This window comes from Aestuariivirga sp. (genome assembly GCF_965227715.1).
Classification (GTDB): domain Bacteria; phylum Pseudomonadota; class Alphaproteobacteria; order Rhizobiales; family Aestuariivirgaceae; genus Aestuariivirga.
The window spans coordinates 1,831,688-1,852,398 of the sequence record NZ_OZ245771.1 but is presented as its reverse complement, the minus strand read 5'-3'; the positions used below and the strand labels follow the sequence as shown (position 1 = coordinate 1,852,398).

Here is a 20,711-nt window from a genome sequence, read left to right as displayed (position 1 = left end):
GACTGCCGAGGCCCAAAGGGGATGCCGTCCACCGTGGTGGTGCACGTTTTTCAAGCGGCGGCGAAGGGCACAAAGGAAAATCCATATGTTTAATATCGACGTTGAAGAAATTCAGTGGGCCGGCCAAACACTGCGCCTCGAGACCGGCCGTGTGGCCCGTCAGGCCGATGGCGCCGTTGTCGCCTCCCTGGGTGAGACCACCGTTCTCGCCACCGCCGTTGCCGAGCGCAGCGCCAAGCCGGGGATCGACTTCTTCCCGCTAACCGTCAACTACCAGGAAAAGACCTATGCCGCCGGCAAGATCCCCGGCGGTTACTTCAAGCGCGAAGGCCGCCCGACCGAGCGCGAGACGTTGATCTCGCGGTTGATCGACCGCCCGATCCGCCCGCTGTTTGTCGAAGGTTTCCGGAACGAGACGCAGGTCATCGCCACGGTGTTGTCCTACGATCTCGAGAACGACACCGATATTCTGGCGTTGGTGGCCTCGTCGGCTGCGCTCACGCTGTCCGGCATTCCCTTCATGGGTCCGGTTGGTGCAGCGCGCGTTGGCTACATCGATGGCGAGTATGTACTGAACCCCACGATTGAACAGCAGAAGCTCTCTGCCCTCGACCTCGTGGTGGCCGGCACTCAAGACGCGGTGCTCATGGTTGAATCGGAAGCCAAGGAGCTGTCCGAGGAAGTCATGCTGGGTGCAGTCATGTTCGGTCACCGCGGCTTCCAGCCAGTGATCGAGGCCATTATCCGCCTCGCCGAGCGCTCCTCGCGTGAGCCGCGTGATTTCACGCCGCCCAACGAAGAAGCCCTCTACAATCAGGTGAAGGCCATTGCCGAAGCGGATGTCCGCGCGGGCTATGCCATTCCCGCGAAGGAAGCCCGCCACGAAGCCATCGCCAAGGCGAAGGACAAGGTGCTGGCCGCATTGACCGGGGCCGACAAGCCTGATGCACCCGCCACCAACAAGATTGGCGAGGCCTTCAAGCACCTCGAGAAGGACGTTGTCCGCAACTCCATCCTCGACACTGGTCACCGCATTGATGGCCGCGACACGAAGACCGTCCGTCAGATCATTGCCGAAGCAAGCGTGCTGCCGCGCACCCATGGCTCCGCCCTGTTCACGCGTGGCGAAACACAGGCGCTGGTTGTCACCACGCTCGGCACGGGCGAGGATGAGCAGTACATCGACTCGCTCGATGGCACCCACAAGGGTACCTTCATGCTGCATTATAATTTCCCGCCCTTCTCGGTCGGTGAAACGGGCCGCATGGGCGCCACGGGCCGCCGCGAAATCGGCCACGGCAAACTCGCCTGGCGCGCCATTCGCCCGCTGCTGCCGCAGCAGGATCAGTTCCCCTACACCATCCGCGTCGTCTCGGAGATCACCGAGTCGAACGGTTCGTCCTCCATGGCAACGGTCTGTGGCGCTTCGCTGTCCCTGATGGACGCAGGCGTACCGCTGAAGGCTCCTTGCGCGGGCATCGCCATGGGCCTCATCAAGGAAGGCGAACGCTTCGCGGTGCTCTCCGACATCCTGGGCGATGAAGATCACCTGGGTGACATGGACTTCAAGGTGGCCGGAACGTCTGAGGGCATCACCTCCCTTCAGATGGACATCAAGATAACTGGCATCACAGAAGACATCATGAAGACGGCGCTGTGGCAGGCCAAGGACGGCCGGCTCCACATTCTCGGCAAGATGTCGGAAGCCCTGACAGGTGCCCGCGCCTCACTGGGCGAGCATGCGCCCCGGATCGAGACGCTGAAGATCCCCACCGACAAGATCCGTGAAGTGATCGGCACGGGCGGCAAGGTCATCCGCGAGATCGTGGAAAAGACCGGTGCTAAGATTGACATCCAGGACGACGGCACAGTCAAGGTGGCCTCGTCTTCGGGCACGGCGATCGAAGCTGCGCTCAAGTGGATCAAGTCCATCGTGATGGAACCTGAACTCGGCCAGATCTATGACGGCAAGGTCGTCAAGGTCGTCGACTTCGGCGCCTTCGTGAATTTCTTCGGCGCCCGTGATGGCCTCGTGCATGTCTCGGAACTTGCTTCGAAGCGCGTGAACAAGGTCTCTGACGTGGTCAACGAAGGCGACACCGTGAAGGTGAAGCTCCTGGGCTTCGACAACCGGGGCAAGGTGCGCCTCTCGATGAAGCAGGTGGACCAGGCAACTGGCGAAGACCTGTCCAAGAAGCAGGCCGAGGAGGGCCAGATGGAAGAAGCCGCCCCGCAGGGCGAATAACCTTTCAGCGACGGATCAATTCCATAGGGCGCGGAGGAAACTCCGCGCCCTTTTCTTTGCAGAGGTCGCTCGCAGAAATTGCCAATTCATCCAACTACTCTGTTGGTACTCAGCAAGATAGTGATGTCAGGCACTGAATGGCATGCAACGCTGTGACTTCTATCACAGCGGTGCAGAGCGGCGGTCGCCAATACGGCCACTGCTTTTCAGAAGGAGGACGACATGAAGTTTCTGATGACCAGCTTAGTTGGTATCGGCTTTGTCACGCTTGCAGGCGCGGCACAGGCGGGGGAGGTTTCGGTGGCCCGCGGTGAACAAGTGGCGATTACCGCAGGCTGCAATGATTGCCATACGGCCGGATATCCCGAGTCAGGTGGCAAACTTGATCCGGCAGCGGCACTGAAGGGCACAGCCCTCGGCTGGCAGGGGCCTTGGGGCACCACTTACCCCGCCAATCTCCGCCTCCTCGCCAAGGAAAAGGGCAGCGAAGATGCCTTCCTTGAATATGCAAAAACGTTCCAGGCCAAGCCTCCCATGCCGTTCTTCAACGTCCACGCCATGGACGACAGCGATATACGCTCGCTGTATCAGTACATCGTGTCACTGGGTGACGTCGGTGAAGCGGTGCCCGACTATGTGCCGCCTGGGCAAGAGCCGAAGACACCCTATATCGTGATCGCGCCGCCGATCATGCCAAAGGGCTGAATGGGGTTCTAGTGTCCAACTCAATCGATGCCGTCATCCCTGCAATAGCGGGATGACGGCATTGAGCTGCATTACTTGCTCGGCAACAGGACCGTGTCGATCACGTGGATCACGCCGTTGTCGGTCATGATATCGGCCTTGATGACAGTGGCGTTGTCGACAGTCACGCCCTTGGCGCTCTTGGTGATGGCCAGTGTACGATCCGGCTTCGCCTTGAGCGTGCGGACGTGGAAGGGACCTGCCAGCATGTCCTTCGAGGAAAGCTCGCGCGGCAGGACGTGATAGGTGAGGATCGCCACCAGCTTGTCCTTGTTTTCAGGCTTCAGCAGCATCTCCACCGTGCCGGCCGGAAGCTTGGCAAAGGCCTCGTCGGTGGGTGCGAAGACGGTGATGTTCTTCGTCGTGGCGAGTGCATCAGCAAGGCCAGCGGCCTGGGCCGCAGCGATCAATGTCTTGAAGCTGCCAGCCTGCTGGGCTGTTTCAACAACATTCGCTGCGGATGCGGACGCCGCGCCAAGGCAAAGGGCAGCGGCAGCCCCAAGAAACATCTTGTGCATAAGTATCTCCGGTTATCATGAACGTGGTCAGGCTGGTGCCGGGCCGTCAACGCGCTGCGATGATCCCCACACTGATGATTGAAACGTTTGCTTGGCGGCAGCGGATTTCAACCTGCCGGTCACCAGCGCTCACAAGATTGTGACAGGTTGCAGCCAGCGCATAAAAAAATCGCCGAGCAGAACCCCGGCGATTTCGCAGTGACGCGTTTGGGATCAGTTCCCGAGAATTGCACTCTCGAGAACGTCCAGTCCCTCGTTGAGAATCATCTCGGAAGCTGTGAGCGGCGTCAGCATGCGTACAGTGTCTGCATAGACACCGCAGGTGAGAATGAGAAGCCCGCGCTCCAGGCACTTGGCCGCCAGAGCCTTGGCGCCCCCTGCATCAGGCTCGTTGCCGCCATGCTGGGTAACCAGCTCGAAAGCGCACATGGCGCCAAGTCCGCGGATATCGCCAATCGGCATGCCTTTGCCCTTGGCCTTGATCGCGGTCATGCGTTCCATGATGATCTGCCCCTGTGCGTTGGCCTTCTCCAGCAGCCCTTCCTGCTCGAAAGCCTCGAACACGCCAAGCGCTGCGGCACAGGCCACCGGATTGCCCGCATAGGTGCCACCAATGCCGCCCGGGTCAGGTGCGTCCATTATCTTGGCGCGGCCCACGACGGCCGCAAGCGGAAAGCCTCCGGCCAGGGATTTCGCAGCCGTGATGAGATCGGGCTCGACACCATAATGCTCCATGGCGAAGAACTTGCCCGTGCGGCCGAAGCCTGACTGGATTTCATCCGCGATGAGCAAGATGCCGTGGTCGTCGCACAGCTTGCGGAGCTTCAGCATCAATTCCTTCGGCGCCACGTAGAAACCACCTTCGCCCTGCACCGGCTCGATGATGATCGCGGCGACGCGCGACGGTTCGACGTCGGCTTTGAAGAGCCACTCGATCGCATGCATCGTGTCATCGACCGTCACGCCCTTGTGGGCAACGGGGAAGGGTACATGCCATACGCCCGGCGCCATGGGGCCGAACTTGGTCTTGTAGGGAACGACCTTTCCGGTAAGTGTCATGCCCAGCAGCGTGCGGCCATGAAAGCCGCCGTTGAAGGCGATGATATCCGAGCGGCCCGTATAGGCGCGCGCGAACTTCACGGCGTTCTCGACGGCTTCCGCACCGGTTGTCACAAGGGCGGATTTCTTCTCGCCTGATATTGGCGCCACGGCGTTGAGCTTTTCACATACTTCGATGAAGGGTGCGTAGGGCATCACCATGGCGCAGGTGTGGGTGAAGGCCTCAAGCTGCTCGTAGACGCGCTTCATCACGAGAGGATGGCGATGGCCGGTGTTAACGACCGCGATGCCGCCGCCGAAGTCGATGTAGCGGTTGCCTTCGATGTCCCAGATCTCGGAGTTTTCAGCGCGTGCCGCGATCACGGGCGCGCCCGCGCTGATGCCGCGGGAAACGGCCTTGGCGCGGCGCTCCACCCACTGCTTGTTGCTGCCTGGGGCTGCGACCGGTGCGTTCATGATCTTCTCCTTGGCGAAATGACTGGCGGGGTTGTACGCCGGTTGACGGGGTGGCGGCAAACGGATTTCAATCGCCGGCTTCAAGGGGGATTTGCATGACTGACCTGATCCGGATGACCGCTACCCGCATCGTCGAGAAGCTGAAAGAGGATGAAATCAGTCCGCTGGACTGCCTTGATGCGCTGGAACGCCGCATCGCTGAGGTGGGGGACAGGGTGAATGCGCTGCCGACGCTCTGCTTCGAGCGTGCACGCCGTCAAGCCCGGGCGCTTATGGAAAGGCCAGTGGGTGATCGGGGAATTCTGGCGGGGCTTCCGGTGCCCATCAAGGACCTGGTGGATGTAGCGGGGGTTCGCTGCACCCAAGGTTCTCCCATTTTCAAGGATCGGGTTCCGGAGGCCTCTGACCTGCTGGTAACCCATCTTGAGGAGAATGGCGGCGTCATCTACGCCATGTCCAATACGCCAGAATTCGGAGCAGGTGCGCATACCTTCAACGAGGTTTTCGGGGTAACCCGCAATCCCTGGAACACCGCCCTTTCGGCCTCTGGCTCTTCCGGTGGCGCTGCGGCAGCATTGGCAGCAGGCCTGGCCTGGGTGGCGCATGGATCAGATCTCGGGGGATCCTTGCGCAACCCCGCAAGTTTTTGCGGCGTGACTGGCCTGCGGCCGTCTCCCGGCCGGGTGGCGGCGAGCGTGTTCTCCAAGATCGATTCGACCCTGGGCGTTGAGGGTCCGATGGCGCGCAATGTTGCGGACCTGGCATTGCTGTTCGACGCAATGGTGGGGGAGGAACCAGCGGATCCGCTGTCCCTTCCCTCAGACGGCAGATCCTATCTTGCGGCCACCCGCTCCGGCTGGCGGCCGAAGCGGGTGGCGGTGTCACGCGATCTCGGCCTTCCCCCGGTTGACCCTGAGGTTGCAGAACTGGTGCTGGCGGCCGCCGGGAGGCTTGAGGCGGAGGGCGTGATCGTCGAGGAGGCGCAGCTGGATTTTAGCGAAACAAGGGAATGCGCGCAGACCCTGCGTGCCCTCGCCTACGCCAATATGAAGCCGCTGCTCGACAAATATCCCAACCAGATCAAGCCGGAAGTCGTGTGGAACATTGAGAAGGGGTTGCGGCTGACGGGGGCGGAGATTGCACGCGCAGAAGCGCAGCGGGGCGATTTGTTCCGGCGCATGCGACAGTTCTTTGACAGATATGACCTGTTGCTGTGCCCTGCCACCATCGTGCCGCCTTTCCCCGTGGAGCAGCGCTATGTGACCGAATGCAACGGCATAAAATTCGACTCTTACGTAGATTGGCTGATGATCGTTCATGCGATCACACTCACCTGCTGTCCGGCGATCTCCATTCCCTGTGGATTTACGCGGACGGCCCTTCCGGTTGGCCTTCAGGTGGTGGCACCGGGAAGGGGCGAAGCGCAGCTTCTTGCGGGCGCGCAGTTCATCGAGGATGTGCTGGGACTGGGGGCAATCACCCCGATCGACCCGCGGAACTGACCTAACCTCGAAGTCACGTCATCTGGCGCGCGGCTCCCTTTGCCGTTACAACCTGTGGCAGGGAGGGTACTGACGCTGTGCATGGTTTGATGCAGGATTTTCCGCTGCTGGTTCACCGGGTGCTGGACCATGCGGCCCGCTGGCACGGCACACGTTCGATTCTCTCACGTTCCGTCGAGGGGCCATTGCATCGCACGGACTATGCCAGCGTAAACCGCAGGGCGCGTGCTCTGGCGTCCGCTTGCGAACGGCGGCTCGCAATAGGAAAAGGGGCAATAGTTGCCACGATGGCGTGGAACACCTGGCGGCACATTGAAATCTGGTATGGGGTTATGGGCCTCGGTGCCATTGTGCACACCTTGAATCCGCGGCTATTCAAGGAGCAACTCACCTACATTGTAAATCACGCCGAAGACCGATGGATATTCACCGACCTCACATTCGTTCCCCTGCTTGAAGAATTGCAGGATAGTATTCCTGACATCAAAGGCTATATCATCCTGACGGATGAAGCGCATATGCCGGATACGGCCTTGCGCAATTCCATCTGCTACGAAACACTGATTGCCGGTGGCGACGAAGAATACACCTGGCCCGAGCTTGACGAGAACACCGCCTGCGGCCTGTGCTATACGAGCGGCACCACGGGCCATCCAAAGGGCGTTCTCTATTCGCACCGCTCAAACGTGCTGCACGGGCTGATGTGCGCGCTGGGCGATGCTATGGCCCTGTCTTCGCGTGACGCTGCGATGCCGGTGGTCCCTATGTTCCATGCCAATGCCTGGTCCATGGCGTTCTCGGCCCCGATTGCGGGCGCGTCATTGGTTTTGCCGGGGCCGAAACTGGATGGGCCGTCGATCTATGAGATGCTGGACCAGGGCCGTGTTACTATCTCGGCTGCAGTTCCGACAGTATGGTTGATGCTGCTTAACCACCTTGAGAAGAACGGGGAGTTGCGCCTTCCCCATCTTGATCGCGTCGTGATCGGCGGTTCCGCCTGCCCTGAAGCGATCATGAAGGCATTCGTCGAGAATTATGGCAGTGACGTCATCCACGCCTGGGGCATGACGGAAATGAGCCCCATCGGCTCGCTGGGCGTGATATCCGGTGAGGCAGCGAAACTCTCTCAAAAGGAGTGGTGGACGCTCAAGCTGAAACAGGGCAGGCCACCCTTCATGGTGGACATGAAGATAACGGATGACGCTGGCAACGTGCTTCCGCATGACGGCCACACCTTCGGCCGACTCAAAGTGAAGGGAGCGGCAGTGGCGAGGAGCTATTACAAGGGAGAAGGGCTTGCAGCCTTTGATGCGGATGGCTGGTTCGACACAGGCGACGTCGCCACCATTGACGAATATGGCTACATGCAAATCACCGACCGCGCCAAGGATGTGATCAAGTCCGGCGGCGAGTGGATATCATCAATCGACCTCGAAAACATTGCGCTCTCTTGCACCGGCATTCAAGAAGCTGCCGCAATTGGCCTCCCTCACCCGAAATGGGACGAACGTCCGCTTCTCGTGGTCGTGCGGAAACAGGAGGCAGTAATCACGAAAGCAGATGTCATGCGCCACCTCGAAGGACGGGTCCCAAAATGGTGGATGCCGGATGATGTGGCCTTCGTGGATGAGATTCCCCACACTGCAACTGGGAAGATTTCCAAGATGGAACTGCGCGCAACATTCAAATCCTATCGCTTCCCTGAAAGCTGATCGCAGCTGAGCTTGCGGGTACGCCCCACTCAGACGGCTTCGTAGACACCGCCCGAATTTCGAAGTTTGCCCTGCTGTACCAGGTGTTCAAGATGCGCCGTGGTCGAAAGCGCCGCTGCGCCGTGAAGGCGGGGGTCGACATCGGCATAGATCGCCGCAACGATGTCCGAAATGCTACGTGCGCCTTGAGCGACACGGGCCCGGATCGCCTCCTCGCGCATGCGCCGGTGCGCCTGATAGCCCCTCACTAGCGGGAGGGGGTCCTGCCGGGAGGGGCCGTGGCCTGGGTGATAAACCTGGTCATCCCGCTCCAGCAGCTTGCGAAGCGAGGAGAAGTATTGCCCCATGTCACCGTCAGGCGGTGCGATGACGCTGGTTGCCCAAGCCATCACATGATCGCCCGCGAACAGTGCCTTCTCTTCGGGTAGTGCGAAGCACATGTGATTGGACATGTGACCGGGTGTGAACAGTGCTTCAAGCGTCCAGCCAGGACCTGATATGGCATCGCCCTCCGCCATCTGCACATCCGGCAAGAAATCATGGTCAATCGAAGCATCGAGCCGGAGGCCGGCGGAAGCTGGCGTTTCGACCTGACCATAAGCAAAGGTTGTTGCGCCGGTTGCCTGTTTAAGGCGCCTTGCCAACGGGGAATGATCGGCGTGGGAATGGGTCACCAGGATGTGCGTTACCGTCTCCCCACGCACAGCCTGCAGGAGGTCTGAAAGATGCGCAGCATCATCCGGGCCAGGATCGATGATTGCAACCTGTCCGTGACCTACGATGAAGGTAGAGGTGCCCTTGAATGTGTAGGGGCTGGGGTTGTTGACCAGGACGCGGCGCACCAGGGGAGATATGCGCATTGCATCGCCCGGATTGACATTGAAGGCGCGGTCGAAGCTCAATTCAGTCATGGTTGGTTGCGGCGCGAAGGTGCCAACTCTATAAGCGTGGCGAAAAGCATGTTTTTATCAGGGTAGGGGTGATCAACCGTGAATGCCAGCCTTCTTTCTGACCGGCTCTGGCCGCAGTCCGGCTTTGCACGGAATGCCGCACTGGCGGTGCTTGGCACCGTGATCGTGGCGGCGGCCGCGCAAGTGAACGTGCCAATGTTGCCCATTCCGATGACGCTCCAGTCTCTCGCAGTGCTGCTGATTGGCGCAGCCTATGGTGCAAGGCTGGGCGCAGCGACACTCGCGCTTTATGCGCTTGAAGGCGCGATCGGCCTTCCAGTCTTCGCCGGTTTTGGCTCTGGTGTCATGCTGGCGAGCTTTGGTTATGTGCTCGGCTTTATCGCCGCGGCAGGGGTTGTCGGTTTTCTGGCCGAGCGGGGCTGGGATCGTTCGCCCCTGAAGATGTTCGCCGCCATGCTGCTGGGCGCGGCTGTACTCTATGTGCCAGGCTTGCTGTGGCTCTCAGCCTGGGTCGGCGCGGGGAAAGCGGTTCAGTTCGGCCTGATGCCTTTCCTCCTCGGCGACATTGTGAAGGCGGCGGTTGCGGCCCTCGGCTTCCCCGCCGCCTGGGCGCTGCTCGGCCGCCGCTGAGGCATCGTTCCAAAACCAAAGGCGCGGTACCTCGCGGTACCGCGCCGTTTTATTGGTCGGAGTGAGAGGATTCGAACCTCCGACCCCCTGCTCCCGAAGCAGGTGCGCTACCAGACTGCGCTACACTCCGTCAGTGGCTCGGCGCGGCTTATACCGGTGCTTTTCGGGCTAGGCAAGCACTGTTCCGCTGGCTATACGGAGCCCCTCTGCTGGGGCGTCGCCAAGCGGTAAGGCAGCGGATTTTGATTCCGCCATTCGGAGGTTCGATCCCTCCCGCCCCAGCCAGTTATTTCCTGGTCTGCGCTATTATTCTGAAGTCTTTCGGTGCTCTTAGGATTTCTCCGAGATGTCCAGGGCTGGCGACGCGAAAAGTGCGAACTCCGTATCCCAGGACTGCTGATTTATGGTTCGGATGCGATGATTCGTGCGGACAGTCTTTATGTGCCCGAATTCCGGTCATGGCAGCACCCGTAAGTCTATCGCTTGGGAACCTGGTCGAGGTTCGGGAGTGTACTCTTTGCATCACGCACTCAGTCCCACGTTCACTTTGTATACTCACAAGCCATTGCGTCGTGTGTACCCCACCGCGAACTGTGCACCTCTTCTGAAGAGAGATGCAGTTGCATGTTTGATCTTGACCGGTTCGTGAAAGCCCAAGATCATATCACCGAGACCGTACTCGGTGAACTCCGCGCAGGCCGCAAGCAGACCCAATGGATGTGGTTCATCTTCCCGCAGCTCCGAGGGCTCGGCCGTTCGCCGGCGGCGCGACACTCTGGGATAAAAGATCTCGCCGAGGCGCGCGCCTACCTCGAACATGCCGTCCTCTGCTCTCGTTTGATGGAGTGCGCTGAAGCAGTTCGGACTGTTTCGGGTCGTAATCTGCATGAGTTCCTTGGCTCACCCGATGATATGAAACTCCGTTCGTCAATGACGCTATTGCCGCTCGCCGATGCGGATACGGACGTGTTCCGAAAGGCTTTGGAACACCACTGTGACGGGCGGATGGATCCCGCAACGCTCGGCCTTCTGGGGAGGACCTCGCCGAACGGCGGAGAGCCTAAGTGACGGGTGTTGCCCTTCAAGGCGCATGCTACCCTGCACGGTATATCTTCAAGAGGGATCGTCGCGAACACCATGCCGAGGCTGCCCCCCATGACCTCAACATCCGCCATCATTGATGATCTCTCGAGACCTTTCCCCGAGACCGCCGTCGGTACTCGCTGGCAGCTTGTATCCGACGCCGTGATGGGAGGCATATCGTCAGGGCACATCACCTCGGGCTTCGTGAGGGACCGCCGTGCGATCCGGATGCAGGGCTCCGTTAGTCTCGAAAACAACGGAGGCTTTTTACAGATTGCGCTCGACCTGGCTTCCGGCGGACGCACCGTCGATGCCTCCGGGTTTCTTGGAATTGCGATCGACGTCCTCGGGGATGGGGAAGCCTATGGTCTTCACCTGCGTACACCCGATCTCACGCGACCCTGGCAGTCCTACCGCGCGGGTTTTGTGGCAAGCGAGGATTGGAAAACACTGCTGGTCCCGTTTGGTGACTTTATATCGCACCGCACCGCACCGATATTCCTCTCGACACCACCCATCTTCGACGCCTGGGAGTCGTGGCAATCGGCCGGAACTTCACCCCGGACCTGTGTGTCGGTGGTATCAGCTTCTATTGATACGACCGAGCGGGGAGCGGAGACGTTGATGGGCGCTCACCCGATCCAGGGCGGTAGTTCGAAAGGTTGTTCGATAAAGGGTTCGGGCGCAATGAGAGCTGCAGGCTCTTCCGGTCCGCGAAGCTGGTAGAAGAGATGTGGAAGACCAAGCGAGGGGTCCTGCGTAGCGTCAGGGTAGGGCACTGCTGCCTGCCAGTCCGGATGGTAGCGGATCATACCGGCCACGCTGCGATAGGGTATTTCGAGCAGCGATTTGGCGATGCGCCTGTTGATTTCGACATCGCCCGGTTCACCGACGCCGCCCGCCACCGCCGCCGCGATGGCATAGTGATGCAGAGAGCAGTAGGGCTGGCAGCCAATCTCTGGTGTCGATTGCGGGCCAAAGGTGGCGCGGTAACGCGCCGCGAACTTGCGGCCGAGTTCATCGCGTGGCAGTCCGATCACCGTGCAGGTAATGACGCCCCGCGCGCTCTCGCCGGTGAGTTCGGAGAACACCCGGTGCAACGCGCCATATTGCAGGTATAGCAGGGCGTTGAGCGGACGCTCCATGAACTGAAGGTGAAACCGTGCAAGGTCGCCGGCATGAAAATGGGTCATCGCCAATACGGCGGGGTCATGTGTGCGAACTTGGTCGAGAATGCTGCCCCAGTCGCTGTTGATGGGGTGGATCTGCGGCGGGCCAGTCAGCTCCCAGCCGAACCGGGTAGCTGAGCCCGCCATCGCATTGGCGATCACAATGCTATAGGGTTTCGGCCCGGACAGGATGGCTATGCGCCGGTTGCGCGGCCGCCAGCGGTCGGTATCGCGCAGCCATGACAAGAACTTTATGAAGCCTTGCCCATACCAGTATTCCGCCGGGTCGCTCATGAAGCAACCGAAATAGCGCCGCGGGTCGCTCGCCACCGTGTCGTGATGCTGCACCAGCGTGTTGTGATGCATGTAGATGATCCCTGCGTCGGCGATCGGCTCGTATTCGGCATTCTGCGGGCCGATGTTGTAGCCGTTGATGATGGCCGAGACGCGATGCTGCGAGATGAGCTGTCGTGCGGCGCGCACGACTTCTCTTGCTGTCTGATTGCCGGTATCGAGGAACACCGCTTGCAGGGACCGCCCGAGGATACCGCCCCTGGCGTTCACCTCCTCAACCGCCATGGTCAGTCCGTTGCGGAATTCTCGCCCGTCATTGGCCGAGGAGCCGGTGAGCGGAACCATGCTTCCGATGGTGATCGGCCCGGCGCCCGCCATGACTCAAAGAACCTCGCCTATCAGTTCAGGCTCGAACAGTAGATTGTGCATCACGACGCGCAGCGCCGGCGGGCTCACCGGTTTGATGAGCAGCGGGAAACCGCTCGCCTTTATGCCGTCCACCACTTCAGGAGCTGTCTCGGCGGTCATCACCAGGGCAGGGCAGGGTTTCTCGAGTACCTCGTTGATCTCCGACACGAGGTCAGTACCCTGGATTCGCCCACGCAATCGATAGTCGGTCAGGATGATGTCTGGCTGCTTTGGAAGCTCCGACACGGCCTTCGCCGCGTGGTCGAAATCGTCGATTGTCACGACGCTCAGTCCCCAGCGCTCAAGCATCGACGTCAGCGCTTCGCGTAGCATCTTGTCGTCCTCAAGAACCAGGCAACAAAGCCCCGCGAATTCCCCGCCGATGCGCTCGCTGATCTCGGGCTCGCCCGTGCCACTGTGCCAGACGTTGCCGATCGGCACGTCGACGTGAAAGGCCGTGCCTTTGCCAAGCGTACTCTCGAGATCCATCGGATGACCCAGTATGTTGGAGAGGCGCCGCGCGATATTCAGGCCAAGGCCCAGGCTGTGGCTTCCATTCGCCTGGCTGTCGCTGACCCGGTAGAATTCCTCGAAGATCGCCTCCTGGTGCTCAGGCGCAATTCCGATTCCGGTGTCCGCCACGAAGATCCGCAGGTGCCGCCCCCGCCGCAGGCAGCCGACGAGCACGCGTCCTACCTCCGTATAGCGGATCGCATTGCCGACGAGGTTGGATAGAATGCGTTCGAGCAGCACACGGTCACTCACCACGGCGAGCTTGGAAGGCACAATCCGCAGGTCGAGCCCCTTCTCTCGCGCGCGGTGGGCGAACTGGACGTTTAGCCTCGACAGAACAGACGACACCTGAAATGTGCTGATCGCCGGCTCGATCTTCCCGGCATCGAGCTGCCCTATGTTGAGGAGAGATCCGAGCAGGTCCTCCATAATTGCAACAGAAACGTCCATCGCATGAAGGGCGTTCTTGCGCTGTTCTTCGCTGTCGGCAACGAGGCAGGAATAGACGAGGATCTTGAGTGAGGCGAGCGGCTGGCGCAGGTCATGGTTGGCAGCCCGCAGGAAGCGAGACTTGCTCTGGTCCGCCGCGGCAGCCCTGTCGCGCGCCTGCGTCAGAGCCTGCATCGCGCGGCGGAATTCGGTGACGTCGGACAGAAGGGAGATCCTGCCGCCCTCCGGCAGCGCAGAGTCACTCGCCACCAATATGCGCCCGTCGGAGCATAAGAGTTGAAATCCGCCGAGGCTCGTCGCGCCTCCTGACGCACTTGGTGATGAGGTCTCCCAACTGATCAGCGTGCCATGCCGCTGCGCCAAGTTGAGCAGCGCGCCGGCATCGAGCCCTTGCATCGCCGAAGCCTCAAGCCCCAATGCTTGCGCGAAAGCGGTGTTGCAGTAAACGAGGTGCCCCGCCGCAGACCATACAGAGACGCCCTGCCGCAAGTGGCGAAGCGCCATAGCCTCGTGGCCCGCTGGCGTGGCGGTCATCAGCGCCCGCCGCCCTTCTCGTAGCGTCGGGACGCATAGAGGATCGCGGCCTCGCGGGTGCGCAGGCCCAGCTTGCGCATGGCATTGCCGAGGTGCACCCGCGCGGTTTGAGGCGTTATGCTGAGGAGTTCCGCGATTTCGGAGACGGCGTGGCCGCCGCCGAGCAGCTTCATCACCTCGTCTTCGCGCTCGCTGAGTCGGGGGCCCTCGGCATCCGCACTATCGTTGGCCGCCGACCCAGCTGTTCCTGCCCATGAGCGGGTGAGAAGATCGCGCGGGAAATAGACCTCACCATCGAAGATACGCGTGAGCGCCCGCCTGATCTCCTCCGCATCAGCCGATTTCGGAATGTACCCGATCACGCCCTTCTGGATAGCCTGGCGCACGTAGTCCGGATCCTCGTGGATTGAGATGACGGCTACAGGGATGGCCGGGAAACGCCGACGCAGCACTTCGAGGCCATCAAAGTCCTTTACCCCTGGCATCACCAGGTCGATCAGGATCAAACTGATCTCGCTGCTGCTCTCGAGGAGGGAGATGGCCTCCTCCAGCGTGGCAGCCTCCTTGATATCAACTCTCGGATCAATGCCACGCGCCACCTGCTTCAGCGATTCGCGCACCACCCAGTGGTCGTCGGCAATTAGGATCGTCATGGCAGCGGCGTGCTTGCGGAGCGGTGCGGTCATCGGGGGATCACTCATCAGGGGTCGCGTCGTGGTTCCCTAGCCAAAATTCGAGCGTTTCACTAGCCCAGCGCGCCGGCAGGTCAGCGGGCAAGAGTGCCAAATTTTCCAACATGGTAGCGAAAATTGATGCATGCGTCTAGATGAAACGTCACCCATTCCTTGGCTGCCGAAAATTGCGGCACACGCCAAGCTAGTAGAGAGCTTGCAGTAAGTTATGAGTTAAAATTCAACAATATTAGTATCTTAAATAGATACTGGTTCTCATCTTTCAAACAACTGTCGCGAAGATGCTTGACAAGGTTGTCCGTCGTGTCCTTACTAATCACAAAGCCGCGAAAGAAACATCGGTACGCTTCATCTAAATGTCTAGACATAAAGTCTAGAATGGGGAGCGATAAACTGGAGGAAGGAAACATGACGGATCAAGCAGGACGGGACACCAAATTATTTGCTGGCAGTTCGCTGAACCGCCGTTCGGCGCTGAAGTTTGCTTTGGGCGGGGCGGCCGTGACGCTCGCCGCACCGAAGGTGATTGCTGCTGGCAATGACAAGATCCTGATCGGCGTGCCCTCGTCACTCTCGACGCCCTATGGCGTGGCCGACGACACCGACCACCTGAACGGCACGACGCTGGCGGTAGAAGAGATCAACGCCGCGGGCGGCGTGCTCGGCCGCGAGATCGAACTCTTCGTGCCGGACGTCGACAAGCTGAACCCCGAGAGCTGCCGCGCCGCGATCGCCGCCTGCATTGACAAGAAGGTCCATGCCATCTCCAACGCCTTCGTCTTCGCGCCCATCCCCGCAATGGACGAGTCGGTGAAGTATAAGGCCCCCTATTTGCAGGGCAACACGCAGCGCAACGCGACGCTCGCCTTCAAGGCCGACCCCGCCAAATACAGCCACTGCTTCCAGACCGACCCCTCGGAGGTAAATTACGGCTGGACCTATCCGATCTGGCTGAAGAAGATGGAGGAAACCGGCGTCTGGAAGCCTAAGAACCGCAAGATCCACATCGTCGCCGAGCAGGTCGGCTATTGCCAGACCATCCTCAAGGCGGCCAAGGAATCCATTCCAAAGTCCGATTTCGAACTCGCGGCGGTCACCGATATCCAGTACCCCGTTAATGACTGGGGTCCGGTCATCCAGAAGTTAAAGGAAACAGATGCTGCGGCGATCATGATCGACCACTGGGTCGCCGCCGAATACGCCGCTTTCTGCAAGGAATTCATCAACGATCCCGTCGAAGGTTCGCTCGTCTACCTCCAGTACGGCCCGTCCCAGCCAGAGTTCCTTTCGCTTGGCGGCAGCGCCACCGAAGGCTTCTGTTGGAGCACCGTGCTCGGCGTCTACGGCGACAAGACCGGCCAGGAGTTCCGGGAAAAGTACGTCAAACGCTTCCCGAAGTTCGAAGGTAATATGGGGCTTGTCTACACCGGCAACGGCTATGACATCGTCCAGTATCTGAAACGCGCCTGGGAAGCTACCAAGAGCCCGGAGGACTTCGCCGCCAACTGCAAGTGGATTCGTGAGAACCCTTATCGTGGCGTTTGCGGCATGATGAACATGAACAACGAATATCAGGAAGCCCTCCACTTCCCGGACAACGGCTTCGGCAATCAGGCTGCCGAACTCGAGAAAGGCATGGGCCAATTATTTGTGCAGGTCCAGGACGGTGCCCACAAGATCATCTGGCCCGACGAGACCGCGGAATCCAAGCTGCGCCCGTCACCCTGGTGGTGATCTGACGAATGCCTTATGACGCATCCGCGCCGATCTTTTCGTGCAGTGACATCTCGCTCGACCTTGGCGGGCGAGAAGTCCTTCGCGACATCGGCTTCGACCTCAGGTCCGGTGAAGTGCTCGGCATCATCGGCCCAAATGGTGCCGGCAAGACGAGCCTTCTCGAGATCCTCTCAGGTCGTTACGTACCGAAGTCCGGACGCATAAGCTTCCGTGGCGCGGACATCTCGAAGCTGCCGCTGTTCGCGCGCGCCAGGCTCGGCATCGGCCGTACCTACCAGACACCCATCGTACCGGACGATCTGACGGTTGGTGAAACCCTCAAGGCTGCACGTCAGGCCTTCAAACCGTGGCTCACGCGCTTCGATGCCGAGTATGGCGCCAACCTCGTCCGCTTCACCGTGCCCTATGACAAGCCTACGTCCTCGCTCAAGACCTTCGAGCGCCGCAAGCTGCTGTTATCCTGCCTCCTCATGCGGCGTCCGCAGGTGCTGTTGATGGACGAGCCGGCTGCGGGCCTCATCAACGCCGAGATCGATGAGATCGACCAGATCCTCCGTATACTGTCGAAGGAGATGAACGTGGCGGTGCTGATCGTCGAGCACCGCATCGAGCTTCTCGAATCGATCGCAGACCGGGTCATCGTCATGGATGCGGGCGAGGTCATTGCCCAGGGTGAACTCGCAGAGATCATCAACAGTCCTGCGGTGCGCGCCGCCTATTTCGAGGCGCATTAGGGTGCGAAGGCTGCGATGAGCGATATTCTCAAGGTTGAAGGTCTGTCCGCCGGTTACGGCCCACTCCGCGTGCTGCATGACCTCGATCTGGTCATACACCCGGGCGAGCGCGTTGGCATCGTTGGCCTCAATGGCCACGGCAAGACCACGCTCTTTTATGCGATTGCCGGCCTCACCGGCTGGCAGCGCGGATCGATCCTGCTCAACGGCGAGCAGATCGGTCGAACCCGCAGCCAAGGGCCGGGCCGCTACACGCACCAGATCGTGCGCAAAGGCCTCGCCATCATGCCGCAGGGCGATGAGATATTCACCGGCCTGACCGTCGAGGAACATCTCGACTCCGGCGCCTTCACGCCCGAGGCCTGGCGCACCCGCAAGGAGCGCAAAGAGAGGGTCCTCGACATCTTCGATCCGCTGCGCAAGCTGATGAAGACGCCAGTCGGGCGCCTCTCCGGCGGCGAGCGCCGCATGGTGTCGATCGGCCGGGGTCTTATGACAGACGCGAAGCTCTATCTCGCCGATGAGCCGACGTTGGGTCTTGCGCCGAAGATCGGGATGGCAGTGATGTCGGCACTGCTGGCGATCGACCTGAAGGACAGCGCCATGTTCATAGCCGAACAGAACGTGGCCCTGCTCGAAGGTCGCGTCGACAGAATCATTGGCATGCATGCCGGTAAGTTGAAGGGCGAGGCATCCTCCTCTTTCAGGATCGGCGGTGGCGCCTAGGCGCTGCCCCGCGAGGAAACGAACTTGGCAATGGAGAGACCGGATTGGATATCGCCTTCCTCCTGACCAACGCCATCGTGGTGGCCAGCATCTATGGGCTCATCGCGATCGCCGTGTCGATTACCTGGTCGAGCCTTGGACTCGTCAACCTTGGCTATGGCTTCATCTTCTCGGTCGCGGGCTATGCGGCCTGGCTGGTCGCCGACAACGTCTCGCATAATCCGGCACTTGTCGCGGGTGCCGGCATCCTGGGCGGCGCGCTCACTGGCATCTTCATCTGTCTCATCGTCTTCATCCCGCTGCATGACAAGCCGGCCTTCACAAGCCGGGGCATGATCGCCACCCTCGCCATCAGCCTGATCGGCAGCCAATTCCTGCTGATGATGTTCGGCCCTACGGCGAAGTCGCTTCCTGAACTGTTCGGGCGCTGGAGGGTGAAGACCATGGGCATGACGCTCAGTGCTGACAAAATCGGCATCGTTGTCTGCTCCGTTCTGATGCTGGCCATTGTCGTCATGTGGATGAAGGGCAGCCGCCGCGGCCTGGAGATTCGCGCCATGATGATGAACCCGCATGCCGCCTCCATTGTCGGCATCGGCATCCGCCGCACCGGCATCTACGTGATGGGCCTCACTGGTGCCATGGGCGGGCTCGCTGCCGTGCTGTTGTCCCAAACCTATTACATCTCCCCCTTCTCGGGACTGACGCCGCTCATCAAGGGCGTATCAATTGCGCTGTGCGGTGGCCTTGGTTCCGTGCAGGGCGCAGTTATCGCCGCGATCCTGCTAGGCCTCGTGGAGGCCATGACCAATAAGTACCTGGGGGGGCAATATGTGCTCATCACCCAGTTCCTCTTCATCATTCTTGTTCTCATCATACGGCCACGCGGAATCGCGGGCCTTCTTGACAAGGCGCGCGAGCAATGACCGACGGCACGCAGGATGGATCCGCGGACTCTTCCAATGTTTGGAAGAACCCGCTCGCCGCCTGGGGCACGGCCACCGTCAACACCGAGGTTCCGACTGTCCCGGTGACGGACCCCTCCGCTGTATGGCGGCAGAACACCGCCTTCAAGGTCAAGACCTACCTCGTCGGCCGGCTAAAATACTTCATCGTATGGCCCACTCATCGCAAGCGCACCTGGAACCGCCTGCGCTGGTGGCCGACGCGGCGCAACGTCCTCAACATACGCGCCCATTACAATCCGAAGACCGACGTCGCGGAGAAGAAGATCCTCGACCGCCGGCCTATCTACTGGCTCTTCGCCTTTATCGCCATGCTGATCGGGCCGCTGATTTTCCCCGACGACCAGATGAACGCTCTGATGACGGCGGGCGCCACCTTCGGCATCTTCGCCGCGATCAACATTTGTTGGACGCTGATCATCGGCACGGCGGGCATCTTCTCGCTCGCCACATACGCGGTAGTCGGCACGGCTGCCTTTGTCACTTCGTTCTTATCGGTAAAGTTCGGATTGCCATGGTATTTGCTGCCACCCATTGGCGCGCTCATAGGGCTGCTGTTTGGTGGCCTCATCGCCGCCCCGGCGCTCAGGCTCGACGGCTTTTACTTCGCGCTGCTGACGTTGGGCCTCAATGAGCTATTCAGAGTCTTTTTTACGACATCTAAGCAGTTCGGCTCCGCCTCGGGTGGCCTCTATGGCGCTAACTCCTTCATCAGCGAGTCTTGGTCGCCCCTCACGCAATCCATGGTGTCTTACTACAGTTCCTTTGCGCTGATGTTCGCGGCACTCTTCCTGTTCCGCTTCATCAACGGGAAACAGCTGGGGCGTGTGCTGCGCATGGCGCCCGAGAAGCGCGAGGCCTTCGCGGCGGCTTGCGGTGTCGATTACCGCCGTGCCCGCATAACCATCTTCATACTCACCTCGATCGCGCTTGGCTTCATCGGCGGTTTCTATGCCGCGCAATACCGCGGCGTGGCCTATGCGATCTTTGATTTTCAGACCGTGCTGCTGGGACTGGCGATGATCACCATCGGTGGTATCGGTAAGGCGGAAGGTGCAGTGCTCGGCACGCTGATTGTCATATTCATGCGTGATGTGCTGATCGAATGGGGGCCGTGGCGCTACGTCGGCATCGGTCTCGCCATGCTGCTCGTCGTGCTCTTCCTCAACAACGGGTACTTCGGCATCCGCAAGCAGTTCGGTGCTTGGCGCGCCAAGAAGCGCGGCGAGTGGCGCTCTGTGCGCGCGGAGAAGGGTGGCGAAGTGCTGCCCGAGGAAGCCACTGAGATGCGCGACAAGGACTACATCTACTTCCGCCGCTTCGACAAGATGCAGCGCGATTACCTCAAGACCCTGGTTTCGCCGCAGATCATTGAGGAGCATCGCCGCCAGCCACTGGGCCAGCACAGCGAGGCGCTGGAGCGGGTGCTGCTCTATTTTCGCCGCGCCAAGATGGACGACAAATATGCGCTCCACCGTACGGGGCTCAGCGGCCCCTACAAGATCATCGCCTTTTCGGGCTCGCGCGGCGTCTCCCCGCGCCTCGTAGACGACCGTGAATACGCGACGTTGGACGAAGCCTACCACGGCGTGTTCATGCGACGCGTTCATGACTTGATGGAGACGTGAG

General features: G+C 60.5%; 18 protein-coding genes and 2 tRNA genes. 13 read left to right on the top strand and 7 right to left on the bottom strand.

Translation table 11 applies throughout. The features are described 5' to 3' along the window. Positions 1–85: 85 nt before the first annotated feature. Complete coding sequence (gene pnp / locus ACO06F_RS08720; protein ID WP_421696298.1) at positions 86–2,245, top strand: polyribonucleotide nucleotidyltransferase; 2,160 nt, start codon at positions 86–88, stop codon at positions 2,243–2,245. 222 nt (positions 2,246–2,467) lie between these two features. Further along, positions 2,468–2,950: a c-type cytochrome gene (locus tag ACO06F_RS08715; RefSeq protein WP_421696297.1), complete on the top strand. Its 483-nt coding sequence runs from the start codon at positions 2,468–2,470 to the stop codon at positions 2,948–2,950. 71 nt (positions 2,951–3,021) lie between these two features. Here ACO06F_RS08715 and ACO06F_RS08710 read toward each other — a convergent pair whose 3' ends face one another. Then, the gene (locus ACO06F_RS08710) at positions 3,022–3,507 is read right to left on the bottom strand and encodes a fasciclin domain-containing protein (protein ID WP_421696296.1); all 486 of its coding nucleotides are present in this window, start codon (positions 3,505–3,507) and stop codon (positions 3,022–3,024) included. A 213-nt stretch (positions 3,508–3,720) separates the two neighbouring features. Further along, positions 3,721–5,022, bottom strand: a complete 1,302-nt coding sequence (gabT, locus tag ACO06F_RS08705) for a 4-aminobutyrate--2-oxoglutarate transaminase (protein WP_421696295.1) — start codon at positions 5,020–5,022, stop codon at positions 3,721–3,723. A gap of 95 nt (positions 5,023–5,117) precedes the next feature. Here gabT and ACO06F_RS08700 point away from each other — a divergent pair, with 95 nt between their 5' ends. Then, a complete protein-coding gene (locus tag ACO06F_RS08700; RefSeq protein WP_421696294.1) occupies positions 5,118–6,524 on the top strand; it encodes an amidase in 1,407 nt (468 codons plus the stop codon). A 77-nt stretch (positions 6,525–6,601) separates the two neighbouring features. Then, on the top strand, positions 6,602–8,236 hold the full coding sequence (locus ACO06F_RS08695; RefSeq protein WP_421696293.1) for a long-chain-fatty-acid--CoA ligase: 1,635 nt from the start codon (positions 6,602–6,604) through the stop codon (positions 8,234–8,236). A 29-nt stretch (positions 8,237–8,265) separates the two neighbouring features. On the opposite strand, the gene ACO06F_RS08690 is transcribed toward ACO06F_RS08695, so the two are convergent. Beyond that, positions 8,266–9,147: an MBL fold metallo-hydrolase gene (locus ACO06F_RS08690; protein WP_421696292.1), complete on the bottom strand. Its 882-nt coding sequence runs from the start codon at positions 9,145–9,147 to the stop codon at positions 8,266–8,268. Positions 9,148–9,225: 78 nt separating this feature from the next. Between ACO06F_RS08690 and ACO06F_RS08685 the strand changes: the two genes are divergently transcribed. After that, complete coding sequence (locus ACO06F_RS08685) at positions 9,226–9,777, top strand: biotin transporter BioY (protein WP_421696291.1); 552 nt, start codon at positions 9,226–9,228, stop codon at positions 9,775–9,777. A gap of 53 nt (positions 9,778–9,830) precedes the next feature. Here the strand turns inward: ACO06F_RS08685 and ACO06F_RS08680 are convergent. Continuing rightward, positions 9,831–9,907 (bottom strand) — tRNA-Pro (locus ACO06F_RS08680). An 80-nt stretch (positions 9,908–9,987) separates the two neighbouring features. Here ACO06F_RS08680 and ACO06F_RS08675 point away from each other — a divergent pair. The 3 genes from ACO06F_RS08675 (at position 9,988) to ACO06F_RS08665 (ending at position 11,586) form a co-directional block, all read left to right on the top strand. Then, a tRNA-Gln gene (locus ACO06F_RS08675) sits at positions 9,988–10,062 on the top strand. A 339-nt stretch (positions 10,063–10,401) separates the two neighbouring features. Then, on the top strand, positions 10,402–10,845 hold the full coding sequence (locus ACO06F_RS08670) for a DUF1810 domain-containing protein (protein WP_421696290.1): 444 nt from the start codon (positions 10,402–10,404) through the stop codon (positions 10,843–10,845). Between the two features lie 69 nt (positions 10,846–10,914). Continuing rightward, a complete protein-coding gene (locus tag ACO06F_RS08665; protein WP_421696289.1) occupies positions 10,915–11,586 on the top strand; it encodes a CIA30 family protein in 672 nt (223 codons plus the stop codon). Here ACO06F_RS08665 and ACO06F_RS08660 read toward each other — a convergent pair. From ACO06F_RS08660 to ACO06F_RS08650, 3 genes are read right to left on the bottom strand one after another with little or no spacing between them, the layout of a single operon-like run. Further along, a complete protein-coding gene (locus ACO06F_RS08660) occupies positions 11,493–12,701 on the bottom strand; it encodes an ABC transporter substrate-binding protein (protein ID WP_421696288.1) in 1,209 nt (402 codons plus the stop codon). The genes ACO06F_RS08665 and ACO06F_RS08660 overlap by 94 nt on opposite strands. A gap of 3 nt (positions 12,702–12,704) precedes the next feature. Next, on the bottom strand, positions 12,705–14,198 hold the full coding sequence (locus ACO06F_RS08655) for an ATP-binding protein (RefSeq protein WP_421696649.1): 1,494 nt from the start codon (positions 14,196–14,198) through the stop codon (positions 12,705–12,707). A gap of 29 nt (positions 14,199–14,227) precedes the next feature. Beyond that, positions 14,228–14,914: a response regulator gene (locus ACO06F_RS08650; RefSeq protein WP_421696287.1), complete on the bottom strand. Its 687-nt coding sequence runs from the start codon at positions 14,912–14,914 to the stop codon at positions 14,228–14,230. Positions 14,915–15,328: 414 nt separating this feature from the next. On the opposite strand from ACO06F_RS08650, the gene ACO06F_RS08645 reads away from it, so the two are divergent. The 5 genes from ACO06F_RS08645 to ACO06F_RS08625 are packed head-to-tail and all read left to right on the top strand — an operon-like array spanning position 15,329 to position 20,710. Then, complete coding sequence (locus tag ACO06F_RS08645) at positions 15,329–16,654, top strand: ABC transporter substrate-binding protein (protein WP_421696286.1); 1,326 nt, start codon at positions 15,329–15,331, stop codon at positions 16,652–16,654. An 8-nt stretch (positions 16,655–16,662) separates the two neighbouring features. After that, positions 16,663–17,391: an ABC transporter ATP-binding protein gene (locus ACO06F_RS08640; RefSeq protein ID WP_421696285.1), complete on the top strand. Its 729-nt coding sequence runs from the start codon at positions 16,663–16,665 to the stop codon at positions 17,389–17,391. A gap of 15 nt (positions 17,392–17,406) precedes the next feature. Further along, positions 17,407–18,117: an ABC transporter ATP-binding protein gene (locus tag ACO06F_RS08635; protein ID WP_421696284.1), complete on the top strand. Its 711-nt coding sequence runs from the start codon at positions 17,407–17,409 to the stop codon at positions 18,115–18,117. A gap of 44 nt (positions 18,118–18,161) precedes the next feature. Further along, a complete protein-coding gene (locus ACO06F_RS08630) occupies positions 18,162–19,043 on the top strand; it encodes a branched-chain amino acid ABC transporter permease (RefSeq protein ID WP_421696283.1) in 882 nt (293 codons plus the stop codon). Beyond that, positions 19,040–20,710 carry a branched-chain amino acid ABC transporter permease gene (locus tag ACO06F_RS08625; protein ID WP_421696282.1) on the top strand — a complete coding sequence of 557 codons (1,671 nt, stop codon included), beginning with the start codon at positions 19,040–19,042 and terminating at the stop codon, positions 20,708–20,710. Before ACO06F_RS08630 ends, ACO06F_RS08625 begins: the two co-directional genes overlap by 4 nt. The last annotated feature ends 1 nt before the right edge of the window (position 20,711 follow it).

Bases quoted from the DNA above. Each gene is read 5' to 3' on its own strand.
- pnp (WP_421696298.1), top strand. From the start codon at position 86: ATGTTTAATATCGACGTTGAAGAAATTCAGTGGGCCGGCCAAACACTG.
- ACO06F_RS08715 (WP_421696297.1), top strand. From the start codon at position 2,468: ATGAAGTTTCTGATGACCAGCTTAGTTGGTATCGGCTTTGTCACGCTT.
- ACO06F_RS08710 (WP_421696296.1), bottom strand. From the start codon at position 3,507: ATGCACAAGATGTTTCTTGGGGCTGCCGCTGCCCTTTGCCTTGGCGCG.
- gabT (WP_421696295.1), bottom strand. From the start codon at position 5,022: ATGAACGCACCGGTCGCAGCCCCAGGCAGCAACAAGCAGTGGGTGGAG.
- ACO06F_RS08700 (WP_421696294.1), top strand. From the start codon at position 5,118: ATGACTGACCTGATCCGGATGACCGCTACCCGCATCGTCGAGAAGCTG.
- ACO06F_RS08690 (WP_421696292.1), bottom strand. From the start codon at position 9,147: ATGACTGAATTGAGCTTCGACCGCGCCTTCAATGTCAATCCGGGCGAT.
- ACO06F_RS08670 (WP_421696290.1), top strand. From the start codon at position 10,402: ATGTTTGATCTTGACCGGTTCGTGAAAGCCCAAGATCATATCACCGAG.
- ACO06F_RS08665 (WP_421696289.1), top strand. From the start codon at position 10,915: ATGCCGAGGCTGCCCCCCATGACCTCAACATCCGCCATCATTGATGAT.
- ACO06F_RS08660 (WP_421696288.1), bottom strand. From the start codon at position 12,701: ATGGCGGGCGCCGGGCCGATCACCATCGGAAGCATGGTTCCGCTCACC.
- ACO06F_RS08655 (WP_421696649.1), bottom strand. From the start codon at position 14,198: ATGGCGCTTCGCCACTTGCGGCAGGGCGTCTCTGTATGGTCTGCGGCG.
- ACO06F_RS08650 (WP_421696287.1), bottom strand. From the start codon at position 14,914: ATGACCGCACCGCTCCGCAAGCACGCCGCTGCCATGACGATCCTAATT.
- ACO06F_RS08645 (WP_421696286.1), top strand. From the start codon at position 15,329: ATGACGGATCAAGCAGGACGGGACACCAAATTATTTGCTGGCAGTTCG.
- ACO06F_RS08640 (WP_421696285.1), top strand. From the start codon at position 16,663: ATGCCTTATGACGCATCCGCGCCGATCTTTTCGTGCAGTGACATCTCG.
- ACO06F_RS08635 (WP_421696284.1), top strand. From the start codon at position 17,407: ATGAGCGATATTCTCAAGGTTGAAGGTCTGTCCGCCGGTTACGGCCCA.
- ACO06F_RS08625 (WP_421696282.1), top strand. From the start codon at position 19,040: ATGACCGACGGCACGCAGGATGGATCCGCGGACTCTTCCAATGTTTGG.